Genomic DNA, 19,377 nt, shown 5'->3' on the forward strand with positions numbered 1-19,377 from the left:
ATGCTCGCCACCGTGGCACGGCCGTCGCCCGAGTCCGATCCCTTCTCCCCGCCCGGCATCGCCCTCGAAGCGAGCGCGCTCATGGGCCTGCGCCACCTCGCCCGCCGCGGAACCGGGGCGACGACGCGGGGCCGCTCGGGGCTGCCCGGCGGCCTCGTCACGCGGCGGCGCGGGCGCGGCACCGAGCCCGACGATGTGCGGCCGTGGGCCGAGGGCGACGACGTGCGCCACATCGACCGCAACGCCACCGCCCGGACCGGCACGCTGCACGTGCGCACCCACCACGAGGAGCGCGACCGCGCGGTGGTGCTCCTGGCCGATTTCCGGCCCTCGATGCTGTTCGGCACCCGCCGCGCCCTGCGCTCGGTCGCGGCCGCGGAGGCCCTGGTGCTGCTCGGCTGGCGCATCGCCGGCGATGGCGGCCGGGTCGGGCTCTGCGTCGCGGGCGCGGAGCCGCTGGCGCTGCCGCCGCGGGGTGCGGGACGCGGCATGGCGGCCCTGTGCCAGGGCCTCGCCCGGGGGCATGCGGGCGCCCTCGCGGCCCCGCTTCACGACGACCCGCCCTTGAGCCCGATCCTGGAGCAGGCGCGGGCGCTGCTGCCGGCGGGCGGGCACCTGGTGCTGGCGAGCGCCCTCGATTCACCCGGCGACGACTTTTCGGAGCGCCTCGCGGCGCTCGCCGAGCGGATCTCCGTCAGCCTGATCCTGGTGAGCGATGCCTTCGAGCGCATCGCCCCGCCGGGCCTCTACCCCTACGCGACGCCGGACGGCCGCCGGGGGACCGCCAGGATCTCCGGCCGGGCGCGGCCGGCGCCGGAGGACCGCCTCGCGGCCTGTGCCCGTCTCGGCCTCGCCTGTCTCCGCCTCGACACCGAGACGGGTCCCGAAGGGTTCGCCCCCCTGATGGAGCGGCTCGATGCCGTGCTGTGAGGGCGCGCTCTCGGGCCTGCGCGGCCTGCACGCCCCGCCCGATCCGGGGCTGGTCCGGCCCGAGGTGCTGGCCGCCGTCGCCCTCGGCCTGGCGCTCGCCGGCCTCGCGGCCTGGCTGCGGCCGCGCTGGGGCGCCCGCCCGATCCGCCGGGCGGCTCTGGCCGAGCTCGCCGCCGCCCGCGCCCTGCCGCTGCCGGAGCGCCGCGTGGCGCTCGCGCGGTTGAGCCGGCGGCTCGCCCGCAGCCTCGGGGTCGAGGGACCGGCGGAGCTCGATGCTCACCTCCGCACCGACTTCTTCGGACGCGGCCCCGGCCGGACGCTGACCGACGGCCTCTACGCCCCGGGCCCCGCCCCCGATCTCGCCGCGGCGGAGGCCGGCCTCGCCCGGCTCCTCGCGCGCCTGCGGGTTTGACGATGATGGCCGGCCTCGCCTCCCTCGATTTCGCGGCTCCGCTGGCCGGCCTGCTCCTGCCGCTGCCGCTCCTCGCCGCGCGCCTCCTGCCGCCGCGTTCGGGCGGCAGCGGGGCGCTCGCGGTGCCGCCCTCCCTCGTCGCCGGGCTCGATCGCGGCGGGCCGCTCGCCGTCGGGGCGCGCGGGCGCGCGGCCCTGACCTGGCTGCTCTGGGTGTCGCTCGTCGCAAGCCTCGCCGGCCCGCGGCTGGTGCTGCCGGGCGCGGCGCTGCCGGCCTCGGGGCGGGACATCGTGCTCGCCCTCGATCTGTCGGGCAGCATGGAGCGGATCGATTTCTCGCTCGACGGGCGCACCACCTCGCGGCTCGCGGCGGTCAAGCGCGTCGGGGCCGAGTTCATCCGCCGCCGGGCCGGCGACCGGGTCGGCCTCGTGATCTTCGCCGACCAGGCCGACGTCGCCGCCGCCCCCTCCTTCGACACCCGCGCCGTCGCCCGGGCGCTGGAGGAGGCGCAGATCGGCCTCGTCGGCCGTTCGACCGGCATCGGCGACGGGCTCGGCCTCGCCCTCAAGCGCCTCGACGCCCTGCCGGGCCCGGCGAAGGTGGTGGTGCTGCTCTCCGACGGCGCGAACAATGCCGGCCAGACCACGCCGCGGGACGTGGCCGTGCTCGCCCGCGACCTCGGCATCCGGGTCCACACCATCGCGCTCGGCCCCCGCGACCTCGCCGACGCGGACGGCGAGCAGGACGTGGTCGATTCCGAGGCTCTTCGCGACGTGGCGGCGACGAGCGGCGGCCGCTTCTTTCGGGTGCGCACCACCGAGGACCTCGCGGGCGTGGCCGACAGCATCGACGCCCTCGAGGGCGGGCGCGACCGGGCCCCGCCGGTCCCCTTGCGCCGCGACCTCTGGCCGTGGCCGGGCGGCGTCGCGCTGCTCTCGGCATTGGCGCTCCTGCTGAGCCGGAGGGCGGCGTGATGCTGTCGATGGATCCATCCCTCGAAGTCCGGCCGTTCATGGGGAGCGGCGAGCGCACCACACATCGCGAGCCAGCCCCCTTTCCCGGATCTCCTTCCGCTGACGCACCAGTCGTCCGGGAAAGGGCGGGGGAGGTCTATGCGGGGCGATCCGCTTGGTGTTCGAGGGCGTCGCGCACCCTCCGGGACCGGGTGCGGGCATGACCGAGGCCTTCACGCTCCTGCGCCCCTGGTGGCTCCTCGCCTTGCCGCTCCTCGCCCTCCTGGCCTGGCGCGCCGCCCACCGGGCCGCGCCCCTCGGCGACTGGGTCAAGGTGGTGGAGCCGCACCTGATGGCGGCGCTCCAGGCCCGCGGCGCGGTGCGGCCGGGGCGCCGCTCGGGCCAAGGGCTGCTGGTGGCGGCGGCCGCTCTCCTCACCCTCGGCCTCGCCGGCCCGGCCGTGGAGCGCCGCGACGTGGCGGGGTTCCGCAACCTCGACGCCGCGATCGTCGCCCTCGACCTGTCGCGCTCGGTCGCCGAGGGCGGGCGCCTCGGCGAGGCGCGGGCGCTGGCGCAAGGGTTGGCCGAGGCCGCCGGCACCAAGGCGGTCGCGCTCATCGCCTATGCGGGCGACGCCTACCTCGTGGCGACGCCGACCACCGACCGCGACGCCTTGAGCACGATCCTGTTCGCCCTCGACGGCGCCACCGTGCCGGACCGCGGCAGCCACCCGGCCCGCGCCCTGGCGCTCGCCCGCCGGACGCTCGCCGAGGGCGCGGTGGTGACCGGCGACGTGGTGCTGGTGAGCGACGGCGGCGGCCTCGACGAGACGGCGTCCCGGGAGGCGGCGGCGCTCCGGGAAGAGGGCCACCAGCTGCACACCGTGCTGGTGACCGATCCCGCGCTGCCGCCGGAGGCGCCGCGGCCGGACGGCACCGGGCTCACCCGCCTCGCCGCCCTCGGCGGAGGCGCGGCCGGCAGCCTCGACGCGCCGGGCCCAGTCCTGGCGGTCCTGTCCGAGACGGTCGCCCGCCACCTCGCCGACGGGGGCTACACGGTGCTGGCGTGGCAGGATCTCGGCCGCTGGCTCGCCGGCCTCGCGCTGCTGCCGGTCCTGCTGCTCTTCCGGCGGAGCGGCTGATGCGGATCCTCCTCCTCGCCGCCGGGGGCCTCGCCCTGGCGGGCCTCGCCGTAGAACCCGCCGCCCTCGCCCGGCTCCTGCTCGGGGCCGGGCTGCCGGGGCCGGCGGCGCGCGTCAGCGCCGATCCGGCCTGGCGCGGCACCGCCCTCTACGCCGCCGGCCGCTACGCCGAGGCCGCCGAGGCCTTCGCGAGATTTCCCTACAACCGCGGCAACGCCCTGGCGCTCTCCGGCGACCTCAAGGGGGCGCTCAAAGCCTACGACGCGGCGCTCGCCCGCGACCCGGCGGACGAGGACGCCAAGGCCAACCGCGAATTGGTGGCGCGCCTCCTCGACACGCCGGACGCCCCCGGCGGCCGCACTGCCGGAGAGGCGAACGCGAAGGCCGATGCCGCCACCCGCTACGCCACCAAGACCGAATCCGACGCGGACGATCCCGGCACCGCCTCGACCGGCGACGGCCTCGCCGGCCATCGCGAGGCGTCGTCGGCCGCCGACTCGCCGGGCAACTCGAAGGCCGCCCGCACCGGCCGGGCCGAGCAGCGGGCGGTCGATCCCGGCCGCGGCCAGGCGCGGGGCTCGGCCAGCGACGCGGAGGGCGGCGGGCGCCAGGGCGGCGGCAATGCCAGCGTGTCCGAGGTGGTGGAGCGCGAGGTGCGCCGGGTCTCGAAGAGCTTCGAACTCCGAGAAATCCGCCCCGACCGGCACTGGCTCGCGACCCTGACCGACGATCCCGGCCGCTTCGTCGCCCTGCGGATCCGCGCCGAGCAGACCCGCCGGCGCGAGGCCGGCACCGCCGTGCAGCCGGGGAGCAATCCATGGTGAGGCGCACCGTGGGAAGAAGGGCTGCGGCGGGAGGGATCGTCCTCGCCTGTCTCCTCGCCGCGCCGGCGCTCGCGCTGGACGACGGCGACCTCGCGCTCACCGTCACCGCCGAGGTACCGGGCGGGGCTGCGCCCTATCCGCGCGAGATGGTCCTGCTGCGCATCCGCGGCACCTACCGGGCGCAGATCGCGCTGGAGGATCTGCGCCAGCCGAGCCTGCCGCATTTCGGCTGGACCCAGCTCGGCCGCGATCGCTGGTTCCGCACCACGATCCAGGGCCAGGAGGCGCGCGGCTTCGAGCGCACCGTCGCGGTGTTTCCGCAAGGGGCCGGCCGCTTCGTCGTCGACCCCTTCGTGCATCGCCTGACGCTCGTCGACGGCGGCGAGCGCCGGCTGATCGAGGTGCGCTCGAACCCGCTGCCGATCGAGGTGGCGGCCTGGCAGGGTCCGGGCGGGCCGGACGCGCCCGAGCCCTGGTGGCTGCCGGCGGAAGGCCTGACGGTGACCGACCTCTGGGATCCCGAGCCCGAGACGCTGAGGCTCGGCGAGCCGGCCCGCCGCACCGTGACGCTGGAGGCGCGCGGCCTCACCGCCGATGCCCTGCCGCCGCGGCCCACCTTGCGCACCCGCGGCATCCTCACCTTCGCCGGCCCGGTCGAGCGCCAGACCCGCATCACCCCGGCGGGCCCGGTGGCCCGGGTGACCTACCGCTGGGACGTGCGCCCGGGCGTGCCGGAGCCGATCACGCTGGCGGCGATTGCGATTCCGTGGTTCGACACCCGGGCGCGGGTGATGCGCGAGGCCGAGATCCCGGCCCGCATCGTCGGCGCCCGCACGGCGGCGCCCGCGGAGGAGACGCCCCCTCCCCCGGCCTCGCCCTGGCGGACGCTCGTCGCCGGGATCGCTGCCTTCGGACTCGGGCTCGGTGCCTGGGGATTGTCCCGCCACCGCGAGGCGCCCGACCTGCGGGCCCTCGCCCGGGCCGCCCGGCGGCGCGACGCGCGCGGGTTCCACGCCGCCCTCGGCCACGCCGCCCGGCGCGACCCGGGCCGCGCGGCGGCCTGGCGCGCCGATCCCGGCACCGGGCCGCGCCTCGCCGCCCTCGACGCGGCGTTGTTCGGAACGGGCGAGACCCCGGTGCCGGACCTCGCCGGCCTCGCCCGGGATCTCCGGACGATCCGGGCACCCGCCGCGAGACCGGACGGTCTCGCCCCCCTCGACGGTCCGCGCCCGGCGACGCGGTGACGGTCTGCCGGCATGCCCCAGGCCCGGTTGCCTCCACCGGCACCGACCCTGCATACCCCCCGCTCGATGCCAGCTGAGGCCGCGACCGCCATGACCGACACTCCCCGCCTCGGCGCCCGCGTGATGGCGCTGATCGACGATCTTGCCCGCCATACCGACGAGCCCGGCCGGCTGACCCGGCTCTACCTCTCGCCGGCCCACCGGGCGACCGCCGAGGCGGTGCTCGGCCTGATGCGGGAGGCGGGGCTCGCGGCGCGGATCGACGCCGCCGGCAGCGTGGTCGGGCGGATGGAAGGGCGGGAGCCCGGGCTGCCGGCCCTGGTGCTCGGCTCGCACATCGACAGCGTGGTCGATGCCGGGCGCTACGACGGCCCCCTCGGGGTGGCGGCGGGGCTCGCCGTCGCCGAGGCGCTGCGCGGGCTGCCGCTGCCCTTCGCCCTCGAGGTGGTGGCCTTCGGCGACGAGGAGAACGTGCGCTTCCCGACCTCGCTCTCGACCTCGAAGGCCTGGGCCGGGCAATACAAGATGGAGTGGCTGGAGGGCCGCGACGCCGCCGGCACCCCCCTGCGGGAGGCGCTGGCGCAGTTCGGCGGCGACCCGGACGGCATCCCGGCCCTCGCCCGGCGCCGTGACGAGATCGCCGGCTATCTCGAGGTCCACATCGAGCAGGGCCCGGCGCTGGAAGCCGCGGCGCAGCCGGTGGGGGTGGTCTCGGGAATCGTCGGGCTCACCCGGGCGCGCTGCACCGTGACCGGCGAGGCCAACCACGCCGGCACCGTGCCGATGGGCATGCGCCGGGACGCGCTGGCGGCCGCCGCCGAGATGGCGCTCGCGGTCGAGCGCCTGGGCGAGGCGGCTCCCGGTGCGGTCGCGACGGTGGGGGCGCTCACCGTCGTGCCGGGCGCCGTCAACGTGATCCCGGGCCGGGTCGATTTCAGCCTCGACGTGCGCGCGCCCGAGGATTCCGACCGTCTGGGCCTGTTCAAGGCGATCGAGGCCGAGTGCCGGGCGATCGCGCAGCGCCGCGCGGTGGGCTTCGGCTCCGAGACGTTCATGGACAACGCGGCGGTCGCCCTCGATCCGGGCTTCCAGGCCATGCTCGACCGGGCGGCGCGGCGCCTCGGCTTCGCCCCTCTGCTTCTGCCCTCCGGCGCGACCCACGATGCGGTGGCGATGGCGGCGCTCGGCCCCTCGGCGATGCTGTTCGTGCGCTGCCGCGGCGGGATCAGCCACAACCCGGCCGAATCGATCACCCTGGAGGATGCCGACGCGGCGACGCGGGTGCTTCTGGGGGCGGTCCGCGATCTGGCGGGGCTGGGGCAATAACCACAGGTCTGGCCAGGGAAATTCGCGGAGCAGGAAAGGGCGCGCCTCCCCGCTCCCGTGTGGGAGAAGGGATCCCGCGCTTGACTCTAAAAGGGATTTTCTCGGGCAGCCCTGCCGCCCGCGGGGAGAGGAGAGAATCCGCGCTCTTCTTGTCCGCCGGTAGACCCGCACCGATGAGAACGAGACAGCAGTGATGCAGCAGGACGAGATGACAGCCGACATCGTGGTCGTCGGCGGCGGGATGGTCGGGCTCTCCTCCGCCATCGCCCTCAGGGATCGCGGGCTCGACGTGGTCCTGTGCGATCCCGGCGAGGCGAGGGCGCGCACCTCCTACGGCAATGCCGGCGTGGTCAGCCGCGGCTCGATCCTGCCGATGTCGGGTCCCGCCCTGTGGGGCAAGCTGCCGACCTATCTGCGCAATGCCGATCCGGGCCTTCGCCTGCGCCACGGCCACCTGCTGCGGGTGCTGCCCTGGGCGGCCCACTTCCTGGCGAACGCCCGCGCCTCCGCCTGGCGCCGGGCCGCCGACGCGCTGGCGCCGCTCACCGACGCCGCCTATCCGGAGCACCGGCGCCTCGCCGACCGGGCCGGCGTGCCCCACCTCTTGCGCGAATGCGGCTGGGTGAAGCTCTACCGGACCGAGGCCGCCTTCGCGGGGGCCGCCCTCGAGCGCGAAATCCTGAGCCGTCACGGGGTCCCGTTCGAGATCGTCGAGGGTCCGGCGATCCAGGCGCTGGAGCCGGCGCTGATCCGTCCCTTCGCCCGGGCGATGCTGCTGCCGGAGACCGGCGCCGTCGGCGATCCGGGCGGGCTGGTCGAGGCGGCCGAGCGGCTCTTTTCCGGCCTCGGCGGACGGACCCTGCGCACGACCGTGAGCCGCCTGGACCTCCGGGCCGACGGCTGGCACGTCGTCCATCCGGGCGGGACGGTGCGGGCGCGCCAAGTGGTGCTGGCGACGGGGGCGGCGGCGCACGAGCTGTCGCGGCCCCTCGGCTACCGCTTCGCCTTCGCGGCCGAGCGCGGCTACCACCGCCACTACGCCCTGCATCCCGAGAGCCCGGCCCTCACCCGCCCGGTCTACGACACCGGCGCCGCCTCGATCCTGTCGCCGATGGGCGAGGGCCGGGTGCGGGTGCTCTCCGGCGTCGAGGTCGCGGACCGCCACGCCGAGCCGGATTACCGGCAGATCGAGGCGGCGGCGCGGGAGGCCGCCGGCACCGTGCGCCTCGGCCAGCCTCTCGACAACCGGCCCTGGCTCGGGTCGCGCCCCTCGACCCCGGATGGCCTGCCGGTGATCGGCCCCGCCCCGCGCCATCCCGGCCTGATCTTCGCCTTCGGCCACGGCCATATCGGGCTCTCCACCGGCCCGATCACCGGGCAACTCGTCGCCGACCTCGCCACCGGCCGCATGCCGGCGGTGCCTGTGGCGCCGTTCGCGCCGGGGCGGTTGCTGGGCTGGCCGCGGTTGTAGAGGGTACCCAATTTCTAAAGCCGGCTAATGATATAGTTTCCTGCGGAAAATATCCTGATCGCGCATCACTCCTCGAAGCGGATGCCGATCTCGCAGCCGTGCTGGCGCACCACCGCGCAAGCGCGCTCGCCGTGGCCCTCGACCTCGAGCCGGATCCGCGGCGGCAGGCGGACCGGGCGCTCGAGGGCGAGCTTCGCGCCGGACTTCGAGAGGTTGAGCACGAGGCAGGACATCGCCTCCACCGGCCCCGATCCCGGCGGCAGCATGACCCGGCCGGTCAGGGAGGTGCGCGTCCGCTCGTCGACCCGCCGCTCCTCGATGCCGACCAGCCACTCGTCGAGGCTGCCGGCGATCTCGGCGACGCCGGACGCCGTGGTCTGGACGTTGGTGCTGACCGCCCCGGTGGTGGCGCGCTGTTGCTCGCTCGCCGCCACGGTCTCGGCGACGAAGCCCTGCACGGCGTCGACCGCATTGCTGATCGAGCCCAGAGCCTCGGTGACCTCGCGCGACACGGTCTGCATGGCGCCGATCTCGCCCGAGATCCGCCCCGTGGCGGCGCTGGCCTGGCCGGCGAGGTTCTTCACCTCGGCGGCTACCACGGCGAAGCCCCGGCCCGCCGCGCCCGCCCGCGCCGCCTCGATCGTGGCGTTCAGCGCCAGCAGGTTGATCTGCTCGGCGATGGCGGTGATCGCCTCGACGACGCCGTTCATCGCCTGCGCCGCCGCATCGAGCCGCGCGGTGGCGGCGCCCGCCACGCCCATCCGCTCCTGGATCTCGCCGACCGCCTGCTGGGACTGGCCCATCCGGGCCGCGATCGACGCCGAAGTCCTGTGCATCTCCTCGGAGGCCTCGGCCACGGACTGGATCCGGGTCAGGGACTGCTCCGCCGCCGCGATCGCGCGGGCCCGGATGGTCATGCTGTGGGTGACGTCGGTGGCGAACTTGATGACCTTGCAGGGACGCCCGTCGAGGTCGAGGACCGGCGTGTAGGTGGCCTGGATCCACACCTCCCGGCCGCCCTTGCCGACCCGCTGGTAGACCGCGGAGGCGTAGCGCCCGGCGCGGAGGGACTCCCAGAACTCGGCGTAGCTGCGGCTCGCGGCGTAGTCGGGCGAGACGAACAGGCGGTGGTGGCGGCCGACGATCTCGTCGAGGCCGTAGCCCATCGCCTTCAGGAAATGGCCGTTGGCATCGAGGATGACGCCGTCCATGTCGAACTCGATCACCGCCTGCGAGCGGAGCGCCGCCTCGATCTTGCCGGCGGTGTCGGCGGCGTGCTGCTTGGCGGCGGTGATGTCGGTGGCGTACTTGACGATCCTGAGCGTGCGCCCGGCGCCGTCGAGGATCGGGTTGTAGGTCGCCTGGATCCAGATCTCGGTACCGTCCTTCGCCCGCCGCTTGAACTCGCCCGCCTGGTACTCGCCGCGGGCGAGCCTCGCCCAGAAGTCGCGGTAGTCCGGCCCGGCGGCCTCGCCCCCGGCCAGGAACAGGCGGTGGTGGCGGCCGACGATCTCGTCGAGGCGGTAGCCCGTCGCGGCGAGGAAGTGCGGATTGGCGTCGAGGATCGTGCCGTCGGGGGCGAAGTGGATCACCGCCTGCGAGCGGTTGATCGCGGCGATCTGGCCGGCGGCGTCGGCCGCCGCCTGCTTCTCGGCGGTGATGTCGAGGGCGAACTTCACGATCCGGACCGGCCGGCCGCGGGCGTCGAGCACCGGGTTGTAGCTGGCGCGGATCCACACCTCGCGCCCGCCCTTGGCCAGGCGCCGGTACTCCGCGCTCTGGAACTCGCCCCGGCGCAAGGCGGTCCAGAACGCCTCGTAGGCGGGGTCCGCCGCCTCGGCGGGGTCGACGAACAGCCGGTGGTGGCGCCCGCGCACTTCGTCGAGGCGGTAGCCCATCAGCTGAAGGAAATTCTCGTTCGCCTCGGCGAGCAGGCCGTCGAGCCCGAACGTCACGATGGCCTGCGAGCGCTCGATGGCGTCGAGCTTGGCGGTTTTGCTGGAGCGGCGCGCAAGGGCGAACATATGGTGTCCCAGACGATCGTGGGCTTGTTCCCTTCCTTGAAGCACAGCGCCCTTAACGCCCTCTAACGCAACGTCATCCCGCGGCAGGGCGCCGCATGGTTCGCGCTCAGGGCCGGGCCAGCATCTCGCGGACGCGCAGGGCCAGGGCTTCGACCACGAAGGGCTTGGTCAGCACCTGCATCCCGGGCTCGAACTGCCCGGTGCCGAGGGCCGCGTTCTCGGCGTAGCCGGTGATGAACAGCACCTTCAGACCGGGCCGCCGCGCCCGGCCGGCATCGGCCATCTGGCGCCCGTTCATCCCGCCGGGCAGGCCGACATCGGTGACGACGAGATCGATGCGCGCGTCCGATTGCAGCACCTTGAGGCCGGCCGCGCCGTCGGCCGCCTCGATCGCCGTGTAGCCGAGATCCTCCAGCACCTCGGTCACCAGCATCCGCACGGTCGGCTCGTCGTCGACGATCAGCACCGTCTCGCCCTGCTCCGCCCGGGGCGCCTCCGCCAGGGTCGCCTGCGCGGCCTCCGCCTCGGAGGCGCCGTGGTGGCGCGGCAGGACGAGGCAGACGCTGGTGCCGCGTCCGACCTCCGAGGCGATCCGCACCTGCCCGCCCGATTGCTGGGTGAAGCCGTAGATCATCGAGAGGCCGAGGCCCGTGCCCTGGCCGATCGGCTTCGTGGTGAAGAACGGCTCGAACACCCGGGCGATCACCTCCGGGCTCATGCCGGTCCCGGTATCGGTCACGCAGAGCGACAGGTAGTCGCCGGGCGGGATCTCGTGCCCGCGCGCCGCCGCCGCGTCGAGGCGCAGGTTCGTCGTCTCGATCGCGATGCGCCCGCCGTCGGGCATCGCGTCGCGGGCGTTGAGGCAGAGGTTGAGGAGCGCGTTCTCGAGCTGCGGCGGGTCGACGAGAACGGTCCAGAGGTCGGGATCGCCCGAGACCGCGATCTCGATCGCCGGACCGACGGTGCGACGGATCAGCTCCTCCATCCCGGCCACCAGCCGGTCGACGTCGGTGGGTCGCGGGTCGAGGGTCTGGCGGCGGGAGAAGGCGAGGAGCCGGTGAGTGAGTGCGGCCGCGCGCTTCGCGGCGCCTTGCGCCGCCGCCATGTAGCGCTCGACGTCCTTGAGCCGGCCCTGGTTGATGCGGGTCTGCATCAGTTCGAGCGCGCCCGAGATGCCGGCGAGCAGGTTGTTGAAGTCGTGGGCGATGCCGCCGGTGAGCTGGCCCACCGCTTCCATCTTCTGCGACTGGCGCAACGCCTCCTCGGCCCGCATCAGCTCGGCGCTGCGCGCGGCGACCTGCTGCTCCAGGGTCTCGGTCAGGGCCCGCAGCATCGTGGTGGCGCGGTCGCGCTCCGCCTCGACGGCGCGGCGCTCGTTCACGTCGATGAGGACGCCGGGGAAGCTCAGCGGCGTGCCGTCGGGCGCGTGGTCGACCCGCCCGTTCGCCTCGAGCCAGTAATACTGGCCGTCGGCGCGCCGGGTGCGGTACTGGTGGGCGTAGGCGCCGCCGCGGATCACCACCGCGTCGATCGCCGCGATCAGGCCGGCCCGGTCGTCCGGGTGCACCGTCTCGATCACCTGCTCCAGGCTCAGCCCCTCGCGGCCGAGCGCCGGATCGAGGCCGAAGCTGCGGGCGAAGGCCTCGTCGACGGTGAAGCGGTCGTTCGGCAGGTCCCAGAACCAGGTGCCGATGATCGCGCCGGCCGAGAGGGCGAGCTGGACCCGGTCGATGTTCTCCCGGGCGACCGCCTCGCTCTCGCGCAGGCGCCGGGTCGCGATCACCTGGGCGGTGGTCTCGTTGGTGAGGATGAACAGGCCGGCGACGCGGCCCTCGCCGTCGAGCACCCGCGAGTAGGAGAAGGTCCACCAGGTCTCGGCCTCGCCCCGGTCGGTGCCGAGCTTCCACGGCAGGTCGACGAAGCGCCGGCTGCGCCCTGCGAAGGCGTCGTCGATGATGGGCTTCGCCTGCTCCCAGCCATCGGCCCAGACCCGGTCGAAGCGCTCGCCCATCGCCCAGTCGAGCCGGGGGCCGAGCAGCGGGAAGTAGGTCTCGTTGAAGAAGAAATGCAGATCCGGCCCCCAGGCCAGGATCATGCTCTCGGGCGAGTTCAGCACCAGGCTCAGCGCCGTGCGCAGGGCCTCCGGCCAGGTCTCCGGGGGGCCGAGCGGGTGGCCGGACCAGTCGCGCGCGCGGATCATCGCAGCCGCGCGGCCGCCGCCGGCCAGGAACGGAAGGGGGTCACTCATCGGCGTCGGCGGCGGGCTCACCTGGGGATCGGGCGCCGCTGCGACACTGCCCCGGCGGGTCTCGAAGCCGGTCCGGGTCTCGGACGCCGCGCGGCATCCGCGACGCCGGGGACCATCCCGGCCCGGAGGGTTCCGCCCCTTATGGCCCGAAGCGGCCGATTCGGCAAAGCCGTTCGGGGCGGGCGCCTCCGCCATGGCGGGCCGGCCGCGCTTTTGGCAGGATCGGCAGCATACCGTCGACGGGCTGGAATCCGCCTCGTCGGAGAATGCGCCAGGGGAGGACCGGATGGCCCACTTCATCAACGACCGCGCCGCCCTGGTGGCGGAGGCGGTGGACGGGCTCGTCGCGGGCAGCGGCGGACGGCTCGCCCGCCTCGACGGCGATCCGGCGATCCGGGTCGTGCTGCGGGCCGACTGGACTACCGACCGCGTCGCCATCGTCTCGGGGGGAGGCTCGGGCCACGAGCCGGCCCATGCGGGCTTCGTCGGGCGTGGCCTCCTCACCGCGGCGGTTTGCGGCGACGTCTTCGCCTCGCCCTCCGTCGACGCGGTGCTGGCGGGCATCCTGGCGGTGACCGGGCCGGCGGGCTGCCTCGTCATCATCAAGAACTACGCCGGCGACCGGCTGAATTTCGGGCTGGCCGCCGAGCGCGCCCGGGCCCTCGGGCTCGCGGTGGAGACCGTCACGGTCGCCGACGACGTCGCGATCCCGGGTGCCGCGCAACCCCGCGGCATCGCCGGGACGCTCCTGGTGCACAAGGTGGCGGGCCACGCCGCCGAAAGCGGCCGGCCCCTCGCCGAGGTCGCTGCGGCGGCGCGGGCGGCGAGCGCCGGGATCAGGTCCCTCGGCATCGCGGTCTCGGGCTGCACGATGCCGGGCGGCGTCGCGGAGGCCCGCCTCGCGCCGGGCCAGGCCGAGCTCGGCCTCGGCATCCACGGCGAGCCCGGCATCGAGCGCATCGCCCTGCCGCGGGCGGGCGACCTCGCCGGCCTGATGACCGGGCGCCTCGCCGCGGCGCTCCCGGACGACGGACCCCTCGCCCTCCTGGTCAACAACCTCGGCGGCACCACCGCGCTGGAGATGCAGGTGCTGACCCGCGCGGTGCTGGCGACGTCCCTGGGCAAGCGGGTCCGCCTGCTCCTCGGGCCGGCCGCCGCGATGACGGCCTTAGACATGCACGGCGCCTCGCTCTCGCTGATGCCGCTCGATCCCGCCACGGAGGCCGCGCTCACCGCCGCGACCGAGGTGCCGGCCTGGCCGCGCGCGGTCCCGGTCGTGGCGCCGGCGACGCGCCCCCTGCCCGACGGCCTCGCGCGGCAGGGCGAGGCCGCCCCCTCGCAGGATCCCGCCGTGGCGCGGGCGATCACGGCGATCGGCACCGCCCTGATCGCGGCGGAAGGCGCGCTCAACGCCCTCGACGCGCGGGTCGGGGACGGCGACACCGGCACCACCTTCGCGGCGGCGGCGCGAGCCGTGCTCGCCGATCTCGACCGGCTGCCGCAGGCCGAGCCCGCCGCCCTGTGCCGCGCGCTCTCCGACCGCCTCGCCCGGGTGGCCGGCGGATCGAGCGGGGTGCTGATGTCGATCTTCTTTTCCGCCACCGGGGCCGGCCTCGCCGACGGGCTCGGCTGGCCCGACTCCCTCGCGCGCGGTGCCGCGCGGCTCCAGGCCCATGGCGGCGCCCGGCCCGGCGACCGCACCCTGCTCGACGCCCTGGTGCCGGCCCTCGCGGCCCTGCCCGACGGCCTCGACGCGGCGGCGCGGGCGGCGGAAGCGGGAGCGGCCGCCACCGCCCGGATGACCCGGGCCGGGACCGGCCGCTCGAGCTACCTCGCCGCCGCCGATCTCGCCGGGGTGGAGGATCCGGGCGCCGCGGCGGTGGCCCATGCCTTCGCGGCCCTGGCCTTGGCGGGGTCGGAGGGCTGAAATTCCGGGCCGCGCGGCCGGGCGCCGGTCCTCGTCGCGCAGGCGGGGCGCCCGCGATCCCGACCGTTCCCGGGACGCGATGACCGTGAGGGCGTGCGGAGACGGCGGCGGATCGCTTCCGGGTCGGGATCGGCCCGGTCGCCGAACGATGGCGAGATCCGAGCTGGATTCGGTCGGTGAAGTCTCTTATCGATTCGATTGCGGATCGTCGTTCGAATGTCTTGCGGCAGGTATGTGGGGTCGCTGTTCCATGTTGCGCACGAAGGCAATGAATAAATTTGTCAAGGCGATCAAGACTGGTTTGGGGCGCGAGGAGGCGCGGCCGGGCCGCGGCCTGACCGGAAATCCCCGCGGCGGCGAAGTGCTGGATCCCGAAGTAAAAATTTTTAAGGAAGACATCATTTCTGCCCTCGAGGCAAACTCGAATAGACCATCGTTCAGGGGCGGCTTCTATAGTTTCTATCAAATTAACCAGTTATTGCGTCTGTCGGCGAAGCATCCGGGTATCATCAGGAACAAGCGGATCCTCGATTTCGGCTGCGGGGCGACCCGGCCCGTCGCTGCGTCCATCATCTTGTACCTGCTCGGCGCCCGCTCCACGATGGCGATCGATCTGGAGGCACCGTTCGATCCCGGCGGCATCGCGGTCGCCGAATACGGCAACATCCTGTCGGTGATCTCGGGCCTGAGCCAGATCGAACTGCATCACGCGAACGCGGATTTGTCGCTCTGTCGCAGCCGCGCCGCGGAGTTCGATCTGTCCGCTCTGCTCGGCGGCGACCTGCGCAGCGGGCTCGCCCCTGACGTCGGCTACAAGCTGTCCCGCTACCAGGACCTGAGCGAGGCGGAGCGCAAGTTCGACCTCATGATCTCGAACTCGGTCTTCGAGCACGTCGCCGATCTCGAGGACGTGCTGACCTGCGCTCGGCGATCCATTTCGCCGGACGGATACATCTTCGCCGGCGTCGATTTCCGGGATCACCGGTGGTACAGCGACGCCTCGAAATGGAGCTTTTGGCAGTATCTGATCGACGACGGCGATCACGAGCCCGGCTACATCAACAAGATCCGTTACTCCGCGATGAACGAGCTGATCCGGCGGTCCGGTTTCAGGATCCAAGAGGCGCACCCGGTGCGGGACGAGATGTCCCCTGAGTTCGAGGCCGGCCTGCTGCCGAAATACAGGACGCTCTCGCAGGAGGACAAGGAAACGACCGAGTGCCTGTACCTGCTCAGGCCCGCCTGAACCGGCGGGCGTCCACCAGTTGGATCCGGGCGATCACGGCGTGATCGCCGTCGCGATGCGGCGACCGGCCCGGTTCACGCCTGTGGAATCGCATCGCCACCCATGATCAATGATCGCGGCTGGCGGGAGATGCACGACTCACCGGCCCGGATTGCGAGGCCCAGCGTCTCATCCGGCTTCCGATAGATTGCTTCAGGCGATCACTGTTGGATCGCTTCGGCAATGCAGAAGCCGACTTCGCGCAACGCCGCGCGGGCTCGCGATACCAAATTCGGACGTGATCGTCCGGATTTCGCCTCATCCGGCCGGTCCTGGGCCGCGATGCCCTGATCGCGGGCTGCTGTCCAACCTGATCGCACCACTGGTCATACCGGGGGCCGCTGCGCGGCCCCCGGTATGACCTGGACTTGTCGAGACCCTCGCAAGCGTCAGCTTCCGGCAAACGTCGAGACGGCCGGCGAGAGCGCCGAACGGGCCCCGCGAGACCCGCGGGTACCGACGTCGCGCCATGGCAGCGCCGGGCGCGAGGCGAGATGCACTCAGGCACCGCGGCGGCCGCGGCGGGGCTTGCTCTCGCTCGTGGCCTCGGAGGTCTCGGGCGCTTCGTCCATCGGCTCGGGAGCGGAGGGCTCGGCCGTCCCGACCGCGTCGTCTCCCTCCTCGATCCGCACCGGGCGGCGGCGCTGCTGGCCGAGGCCGAGCGAGCGCGCCAGTTCGGAGCGCTGCTCCGAATAGCTCGCCGAGGTCATCGGATAGTCGTGGGGCAGGCCCCACTTCTGGCGGTAGGCTTCGGGTGTCAGACCCCGCAAGGTCAGGTGGCGGCGCAGGGTCTTGTAGGACTTGCCGTCTTCGAAGCTGATCAGGTAGTCGTGGGTGATCGAGCGGCGGATCTCACCCGCGGTCGCCTTGGGATGAGCCGGCTCGGGGAGGGCTTTGGTCCCCCGTGCCATCTCGTTCAGCGCACCGTAAACATCGGAGATCAGCTTCGGCAGTTCTGCGCTCTGCAGATGATTGCTGCTGACATAGGCAGAGATGATGTCAGCCGTCAGCGTGACAATCTGATCGTGAGTGTTAGCGTTCTCATCCATCCCGGCACGCTCTGAGAATCACTGGAATTGGGTGTCCTATCCTTAAGTTCGGCGCGACCGAAAAGGCAAGGATTATCTGTTGATAAAAACCGCAAACTCGGAAGAATCGGCGGCTTGACGTAACAAGCGCACGCCGTATCGATCTCCGTGCTGCCCGGTGGGCGCCTCGGAACGCCGGTCGCCGGCTTCGGCCGGACCGGCCGGACGCTCCTCCTGGCGGATGGCGGGCGCCTCCTTGCGCGGCCCTCAGTGTCTCCTGCTGCACATCGACGGGATCGGCTGAGGCACCGTTACGGCACATACGCGTTGGCTGCCGACGGCGCGACGCATGACGGAGAGGTAGGCCATGGCTGACAAGACTTCGGACGACAAGCCGGATTTCGCCCGCGGGATCCCGGCGGGCGATCTCCCCGAGGGGGCGACGGTCGAGGGCACCCTCGGCGAGGACAAGGTGCTGCTCCTGCGCCGCGACGGACAGGTGCGGGCGATCGGCGCCCGCTGCACCCATCTCGGCGCGCCGATGGGCAAGGGGATCGTGGCGGAGGGCGAGATCCGCTGCCCCTGGCACCATGCCCGCTTCAGCCTGGAGACCGGCGAGGCGGTCGGCGCCCCGGCCTTCGATCCGCTGCCGTGCTACCGCGCCGAGGAGCGCGACGGCCGCATCACCGTGACCGGCCGGCGCGAGACCGCATCCAGATCCGTGACGCAAGCCCCCGGCAAGGTGGTCCAGGCGCCCGGCAAGGTCGTGATCGTCGGCGGCGGGGCCGGCGGGCATGCCTGCGCCGAGTGGCTGGCCCGGGCCGGTCACGGCGCCGCCGTCACCCTGGTGAGCGACGATCCCGATCCGCCCTACGACCGCACCTTCTGCTCGAAGCAGTATCTCTCCGGCAAGGCGCAGCGCGGGAAGACGCTTCTCGCCCCCGAGAGCTTCTACTCCGGCGACGGCCCCCGTCTCCTGCGCGACCGGGTGGTCTCGCTCGATCTCGGCGCCGAGGAGGTCGTGACCGCGGGCGGCGAGCGGCTCCCGTACGACGCCCTGGTGATCGCGACGGGCGCCGCGCCGCGGCGGCCGGACCTGCCGGGCTTCGATCGCCCGAATGTCCACACCCTGCGCAGCCTTTCTGACGCCGACGCGCTGATCGCGGCGGCGTCGGGCGCCCGCCGGGTCGCGGTGGTGGGCGCGAGCTTCATCGGCCTCGAGGTCGCCGCCGCGATGGTGGCCCGCGAGAAGACCGTCACGGTGGTGGCGCCGGATGCGGTGCCCCTCGAAAAGATCCTCGGAGAGGCGGTCGGCCGCTTCGTCCAGGGCCTGCACGAGGAGAAAGGCGTGACCTTCCGCCTCGGCCGCGAGGTCACGGGCTTCGACGGCCGGGCCCTCACCCTCGGCGACGGCAGCCGGATCGAGGCCGATCTCGTGGTGCTCGGCACCGGCGTCGCGCCCCGCACCGACCTCGCCGAGGCCGCCGGCCTGGCGCTCGCGGCCAAGGACGAGGGCGGCGGCATCGCGGTCGATGCGCATCTCGCGGCTTCCGCGCCGGGAATCTACGCCATCGGCGACGTGGCGTCGTACCCCGATCCGCGCGGCGGGCAGCGCCTGCGGGTCGAGCACTGGGTCCACGCCCAGCGCCAGGGCCAGCACGTCGCCCGCGCCCTCCTCGGGGAGGCGGCGGCGTTCACAGAGACGCCGTTCTTCTGGAGCGGCCATTACGGCACCAGCCTGCGCTATGTCGGCCATGCCGGATCGGCGGAGGACACTCGCATCGAGGGCGAGGTGGGCAAGGGCGACTTCGCCGTCACCTATCGCGAGGACGGCCGCGACGCCGCGCTCGCCACCTGCAAGCGGGACAAGCAATCGTTGGAGGTCGAGGCGGCGTGGGACCGGGAGGCCCGGGCGGCGGGCTGAGCGCGGCGCCCGGGCGCGCCGGCCTCTCCGGCCTGTCGCCGGGGGCATGTCGCCGGTGCCTTGTCGCCGGTGCCTTGTCGCCGGTGCCTTGCGCCCGGGCCCGATCGCGGGCAGGTGGCGGGACAGGTTCACGGCCGAGAGAAGGGCCCGTCCAGCGTTGCCGAGCGATGATTCCCCGGGCCTTGCCCGCCTCGAAGGCCTGATCGGCTACACCCTGCGGCGAGCGCAGGTCGCGGTCTCCCGCAGCTTCGTCGAGCTGTTCGCCGATCTCGACGTGCGCCAGAGTCAGCTCGGGGTGCTCACCGTCATCGAGGGCAGCCCGGGCCTGCGGCCGAGCCAGGTCGGCGCCGCGATCGGGATCAAGCGGGCCAATATCGGTCCGCTCCTCGACGAGCTGGAGGCGCGCCGCCTCGTGCGCCGCGAGCCCGACCCGACCGATCGCCGCTCGCAATCCCTGTTCCTCACTCCCGACGGCGAGGCCTTGATGGCCGAGCTGCACCGCCGCGAGGCCGCCCACGAGGAGCGCATCGCCGCCTTCCTGGAGCCGGAGGAGCGGGCCGCGCTGCTCGGCCTGCTGCGCCGGCTGGAGCAGGGCGCGCGGGACGTGACGGGGGACGAGGGGGTGGACGAGGCGGAGTGA

The 19,377-nt window shown here is 73.8% G+C and carries 15 protein-coding genes; 12 read left to right on the forward strand and 3 right to left on the reverse strand.

What is annotated here, in order from left to right:
- The 8 genes from DK412_RS21200 (at window position 1) to DK412_RS21235 (ending at window position 8,301) form a co-directional block, all read left to right on the forward strand.
- Entirely contained in the window at window positions 1-930 is a 930-nt protein-coding gene (locus DK412_RS21200) for a DUF58 domain-containing protein (RefSeq protein ID WP_109973574.1), read from the forward strand.
- On the forward strand, window positions 917-1,342 hold the full coding sequence (locus DK412_RS21205; protein WP_109973575.1) for a DUF4381 family protein: 426 nt from the start codon (window positions 917-919) through the stop codon (window positions 1,340-1,342). Before DK412_RS21200 ends, DK412_RS21205 begins: the two co-directional genes overlap by 14 nt.
- Window positions 1,343-1,344: 2 nt before the next feature.
- Entirely contained in the window at window positions 1,345-2,316 is a 972-nt protein-coding gene (locus DK412_RS21210; protein ID WP_109975408.1) for a VWA domain-containing protein, read from the forward strand.
- Between the two features lie 199 nt (window positions 2,317-2,515).
- Window positions 2,516-3,436: a vWA domain-containing protein gene (locus tag DK412_RS21215; protein ID WP_109973576.1), complete on the forward strand. Its 921-nt coding sequence runs from the start codon at window positions 2,516-2,518 to the stop codon at window positions 3,434-3,436.
- The gene (locus DK412_RS21220) at window positions 3,436-4,260 is read left to right on the forward strand and encodes a tetratricopeptide repeat protein (RefSeq protein WP_245447153.1); all 825 of its coding nucleotides are present in this window, start codon (window positions 3,436-3,438) and stop codon (window positions 4,258-4,260) included. Before DK412_RS21215 ends, DK412_RS21220 begins: the two co-directional genes overlap by 1 nt.
- Window positions 4,254-5,504, forward strand: coding sequence for a BatD family protein (locus DK412_RS21225; RefSeq protein WP_109973577.1), 1,251 nt, complete (start codon window positions 4,254-4,256; stop codon window positions 5,502-5,504). The genes DK412_RS21220 and DK412_RS21225 overlap by 7 nt, the downstream gene beginning before the upstream one ends.
- A 90-nt stretch (window positions 5,505-5,594) precedes the next feature.
- Window positions 5,595-6,830 (forward strand): allantoate amidohydrolase, encoded by a 1,236-nt coding sequence (locus DK412_RS21230; RefSeq protein WP_245447155.1) that lies wholly within the window; start codon window positions 5,595-5,597, stop codon window positions 6,828-6,830.
- A gap of 193 nt (window positions 6,831-7,023) precedes the next feature.
- The gene (locus DK412_RS21235; protein WP_109973579.1) at window positions 7,024-8,301 is read left to right on the forward strand and encodes an FAD-binding oxidoreductase; all 1,278 of its coding nucleotides are present in this window, start codon (window positions 7,024-7,026) and stop codon (window positions 8,299-8,301) included.
- A gap of 65 nt (window positions 8,302-8,366) precedes the next feature.
- Here the strand turns inward: DK412_RS21235 and DK412_RS21240 are convergent, their stop codons facing one another.
- Both DK412_RS21240 and DK412_RS21245 read right to left on the reverse strand, forming a co-directional pair.
- Window positions 8,367-10,325, reverse strand: coding sequence for a PAS domain S-box protein (locus DK412_RS21240; protein WP_109973580.1), 1,959 nt, complete (start codon window positions 10,323-10,325; stop codon window positions 8,367-8,369).
- Window positions 10,326-10,431: 106 nt separating this feature from the next.
- Entirely contained in the window at window positions 10,432-12,573 is a 2,142-nt protein-coding gene (locus DK412_RS21245; RefSeq protein WP_109975410.1) for a hybrid sensor histidine kinase/response regulator, read from the reverse strand.
- 286 nt (window positions 12,574-12,859) lie between these two features.
- Here DK412_RS21245 and DK412_RS21250 point away from each other — a divergent pair, with 286 nt between their 5' ends.
- Window positions 12,860-14,500 carry a dihydroxyacetone kinase subunit DhaK gene (locus DK412_RS21250; RefSeq protein ID WP_109973581.1) on the forward strand — a complete coding sequence of 547 codons (1,641 nt, stop codon included), beginning with the start codon at window positions 12,860-12,862 and terminating at the stop codon, window positions 14,498-14,500.
- A gap of 250 nt (window positions 14,501-14,750) precedes the next feature.
- A complete protein-coding gene (locus DK412_RS21255) occupies window positions 14,751-15,746 on the forward strand; it encodes a methyltransferase domain-containing protein (protein ID WP_162596267.1) in 996 nt (331 codons plus the stop codon).
- 539 nt (window positions 15,747-16,285) lie between these two features.
- Here the strand turns inward: DK412_RS21255 and DK412_RS21260 are convergent.
- Entirely contained in the window at window positions 16,286-16,834 is a 549-nt protein-coding gene (locus DK412_RS21260) for a MucR family transcriptional regulator (protein ID WP_109973583.1), read from the reverse strand.
- Window positions 16,835-17,180: 346 nt separating this feature from the next.
- On the opposite strand from DK412_RS21260, the gene DK412_RS21265 reads away from it, so the two are divergent.
- Complete coding sequence (locus tag DK412_RS21265) at window positions 17,181-18,737, forward strand: apoptosis inducing factor family protein (protein WP_109973584.1); 1,557 nt, start codon at window positions 17,181-17,183, stop codon at window positions 18,735-18,737.
- A 157-nt stretch (window positions 18,738-18,894) separates the two neighbouring features.
- The gene (locus tag DK412_RS21270; protein ID WP_162596268.1) at window positions 18,895-19,377 is read left to right on the forward strand and encodes a MarR family transcriptional regulator; all 483 of its coding nucleotides are present in this window, start codon (window positions 18,895-18,897) and stop codon (window positions 19,375-19,377) included.

Origin of the sequence: Methylobacterium sp. 17Sr1-1 (genome assembly GCF_003173775.1) — a bacterium.
In the GTDB taxonomy this organism is placed as follows: Bacteria; Pseudomonadota; Alphaproteobacteria; order Rhizobiales; family Beijerinckiaceae; genus Methylobacterium.

Bases quoted from the DNA above. Each gene is read 5' to 3' on its own strand.
- DK412_RS21265 (WP_109973584.1), top strand. From the start codon at position 17,181: ATGGCTGACAAGACTTCGGACGACAAGCCGGATTTCGCCCGCGGGATC.
- DK412_RS21205 (WP_109973575.1), top strand. From the start codon at position 917: ATGCCGTGCTGTGAGGGCGCGCTCTCGGGCCTGCGCGGCCTGCACGCC.
- DK412_RS21215 (WP_109973576.1), top strand. From the start codon at position 2,516: ATGACCGAGGCCTTCACGCTCCTGCGCCCCTGGTGGCTCCTCGCCTTG.
- DK412_RS21200 (WP_109973574.1), top strand. From the start codon at position 1: ATGCTCGCCACCGTGGCACGGCCGTCGCCCGAGTCCGATCCCTTCTCC.
- DK412_RS21225 (WP_109973577.1), top strand. From the start codon at position 4,254: ATGGTGAGGCGCACCGTGGGAAGAAGGGCTGCGGCGGGAGGGATCGTC.
- DK412_RS21235 (WP_109973579.1), top strand. From the start codon at position 7,024: ATGCAGCAGGACGAGATGACAGCCGACATCGTGGTCGTCGGCGGCGGG.
- DK412_RS21255 (WP_162596267.1), top strand. From the start codon at position 14,751: ATGTTGCGCACGAAGGCAATGAATAAATTTGTCAAGGCGATCAAGACT.
- DK412_RS21220 (WP_245447153.1), top strand. From the start codon at position 3,436: ATGCGGATCCTCCTCCTCGCCGCCGGGGGCCTCGCCCTGGCGGGCCTC.
- DK412_RS21245 (WP_109975410.1), bottom strand. From the start codon at position 12,573: ATGAGTGACCCCCTTCCGTTCCTGGCCGGCGGCGGCCGCGCGGCTGCG.
- DK412_RS21230 (WP_245447155.1), top strand. From the start codon at position 5,595: ATGACCGACACTCCCCGCCTCGGCGCCCGCGTGATGGCGCTGATCGAC.
- DK412_RS21240 (WP_109973580.1), bottom strand. From the start codon at position 10,325: ATGTTCGCCCTTGCGCGCCGCTCCAGCAAAACCGCCAAGCTCGACGCC.
- DK412_RS21210 (WP_109975408.1), top strand. From the start codon at position 1,345: ATGATGGCCGGCCTCGCCTCCCTCGATTTCGCGGCTCCGCTGGCCGGC.
- DK412_RS21250 (WP_109973581.1), top strand. From the start codon at position 12,860: ATGGCCCACTTCATCAACGACCGCGCCGCCCTGGTGGCGGAGGCGGTG.
- DK412_RS21260 (WP_109973583.1), bottom strand. From the start codon at position 16,834: ATGGATGAGAACGCTAACACTCACGATCAGATTGTCACGCTGACGGCT.